The 3,150-nt window shown below is 63.9% G+C and carries 2 protein-coding genes; both read left to right on the top strand.

Annotated features, from left to right (window positions below):
- A partial coding sequence (locus H6A21_RS10655; RefSeq protein WP_204562762.1) for a cation-translocating P-type ATPase occupies positions 1-2,210 on the top strand: 2,210 nt, incomplete at its 5' end.
- A 363-nt stretch (positions 2,211-2,573) separates the two neighbouring features.
- Positions 2,574-3,150: HAD-IC family P-type ATPase (locus H6A21_RS10650; RefSeq protein ID WP_204562761.1), on the top strand; the 577-nt coding region annotated here is incomplete at its 3' end.

Below are 3,150 nucleotides of genomic sequence, written 5' to 3'. Positions count from 1 at the left end.
TGCTCGAGAGCGCCTCGATGAAGATCGAGGAGGCAGCCCTGACCGGCGAGTCCGTGCCGGTCGAGAAGCACACCGATGCCATCGAGCTCGCCGCTGATTCCGACGACGTACCGCTCGGCGACCGCAAGAACATGTGCTACATGGGCTCCACCGTCGTGTACGGCCGCGGCCGTGCCGTCGTGGTGGACACCGGCATGAAGACCGAGATGGGCAAGATCGCCGGCGCTCTGAACGACGCCAAGGAGGAGCTGACCCCGCTTCAGATGAAGCTCGCCGAGCTCTCGAAGATCCTGACCATCATGGTCATCGTCATCTGCGTCGTCATCTTCGCCGTCGACCTTCTGCGCAGCGGTCTGGGCAACGTCATGGCCGAGCCGCACATGCTGCTCGACACCTTCATGGTCGCCGTCTCGCTCGCCGTTGCCGCCATCCCCGAGGGCCTCGTCGCCGTCGTGACGATCGTGCTCTCCATCGGCGTGACCAAGATGGCCAAGCGCCAGGCGATCATCCGCAACCTGTCCGCCGTCGAGACGCTCGGCTGCACGCAGGTCATCTGCTCGGATAAGACCGGTACGCTCACCCAGAATAAGATGACCGTCGTGAAGCACGAGCTCGCCTCCTCCGAGGAGAAGCTGCTCGCCGGCATGGCGCTGTGCTCGGACGCCAAGTGGGACGCCGAGGCCGGCGAGGCCAAGGGCGAGCCGACCGAGTGCGCGCTGGTGAACGACGCCGCGAAGGCCGGCATGACCGGGCTCGATGTCGAGCACCCGCGCGTGGGCGAGGCCCCGTTCGACTCCGGCCGCAAGATGATGTCCGTCGTGGTCCAGGAGGACGACGGCTCATTCGAGCAGTACACGAAGGGCGCTCCCGACGTTGTGCTCAACCTGTGCACGCAGGTCTACGAGAACGGCGAGATCGTCCCCATGACCGACGCGAAGCGCGAGCAGCTGCTCGCCGCCAACAAGGCCATGGCCGATGAGGCGCTGCGCGTGCTCGCGCTCGCCAGCCGCACCTATAGCGCAAAGCCCGCCGACTGCAGCCCCGAGGCGCTCGAGAACAACCTCGTGTTCTGCGGCCTGTCCGGCATGATCGACCCCGAGCGTCCCGAGGTGGCGCCCGCCATCGAGGAGGCCCACGGCGCCGGCATCCGCACCGTCATGATCACGGGCGACCACATCGACACCGCTGTGGCCATCGCCAAGAACCTCGGCATCGTCACCGACCGCAGCCAGGCCATCACCGGCGCCGAGATCGACAAGATGTCCGACGCCGAGCTCGACGCGAACATCGAGAAGTACGGCGTGTACGCGCGCGTCCAGCCCGAGCACAAGACCCGCATCGTCGAGGCGTGGAAGTCCAAGAACAAGGTCGTCGCCATGACGGGCGACGGCGTGAACGACGCCCCGTCCATCAAGCACGCCAACATCGGTATCGGCATGGGCATCACCGGCACCGACGTCACCAAGAACGTCGCCGATATGGTGCTCGCCGACGACAACTTCGCCACCATCATCGGCGCCTGCGAAGAGGGTCGTCGCATCTACGACAACATCCGCAAGGTCATCCAGTTCTTGCTGTCGGCGAACCTCGCCGAGGTGTTCTCGGTGTTCACCGCCACCATCATCGGCTTCACCTTGTTCCAGCCCATCCAGCTGCTGTGGGTGAACCTCGTGACTGACTGCTTCCCGGCGCTCGCGCTCGGCATGGAGGAGGCCGAGGGCGACATCATGAAGCGCAAGCCGCGCAACGCCACCGACGGCGTGTTCGCGGGTCACATGGGGCTCGATACGGTCGTCCAGGGCATCATCATCACCTTGCTGGTGCTCGCGAGCTTCTTCTGCGGCGTGTACTTCGACATGGGCAGCATCGACATCGCCAACATGATGGCCGGCACGGCCGACGAAGAGGGCGTCATGATGGCGTTCATCACGCTGAACATGGTCGAGATCTTCCACTGCTTCAACATGCGCAGCCGTCGTGCTTCCATCTTCCACATGAAGAAGCAGAACAAGTGGCTGTGGGGTGCGGCGATCCTCGCGCTCATCCTCACGCTCGTCGTCGTCGAGTTCGATCCGCTGGCCGAGATCTTCTTCGGCGTTACCGCCCTCGAGCCCCGCGGCATGATCACGGCGCTCGTGCTCGGCTTCCTCATCATTCCGCTCGTCGAGATCTACAAGGCCATCATGCGCGCGGTGGAGAAGAACGACTAAATCGGCTCCGCTCCCGTGCATCCATTCTCGCAGGAAGGCTCCCTATGTGGGGCCTTCCTGCGTTTTGTCTCCATCGGGGACGGGGGCGAATGTGTTCTCTTGGTGTTCGTCGCACAGGGGCCAATGTTCTATAGAACAGCCATTTTTGGGGCGCGAGCAGCAATTCTTAGCGTGGCGTAACATGCCATTAACCCCGCGCACATCATACGATTGGTAGCGTCGATATCGGGTACTATTGCCAACATTGCAAGACGCCAACGTACATGGCAGCCTTGATGAGCCCTTGCCCCATGCTCCCGGGGAATTATGATCGGGCATCAACCTGTTAGGTTGGCACGATCCCCGGGAGGAGAAACAAGCCGTATGGTAAAGGAATACCTGGCCTCAGCCGATGCGGTGCTCGAGGAGCAATCTTCGAACGCTGAGCTCGGCCTCACGTCCGCCGTCGCGCAGCAGCGCCTGGCGGAGGTCGGCCCCAACAAGCTCAAGGAGGAAGAGAAGACCCCGCTGTGGAAGCGCTTCTTCGAGCAGATGGCCGACCCGATGGTCATCATGCTTATCGTCGCCGCCGTCATCTCGGCGGTAACCGGCATGATCCAGGGCGAGGCTGAGTGGGCCGACGTCGTCATCATCATGGCCGTCGTCATCATCAACTCCGTGTTGGGCGTGGCCCAGGAGGCGAAGTCCGAGCAGGCGCTCGCCGCCCTGCAGGAGATGAGCGCCGCCCAGTCCAAGGTCATCCGCGACGGCAAGCTGGGGCACTTGCCGAGCGCCGACCTCGTCCCGGGCGACATCGTGATCCTCGAGGCGGGCGACTCGGTTCCCGCCGACTGCCGCGTGCTCGAGAGCGCCTCGATGAAGATCGAGGAGGCAGCCCTGACCGGCGAGTCCGTGCCGGTCGAGAAGCACACCGATGCCATCGAGCTCGCCGCTGATTCCG

The sequence above is a fragment of the Collinsella tanakaei genome (assembly GCF_016902615.1).
Taxonomy (GTDB): Bacteria; Actinomycetota; Coriobacteriia; order Coriobacteriales; family Coriobacteriaceae; genus Collinsella; species Collinsella tanakaei_A.
The sequence above is the reverse complement of the archived record's forward strand: the minus strand, read 5'-3'. Positions and strand labels throughout refer to the sequence as shown.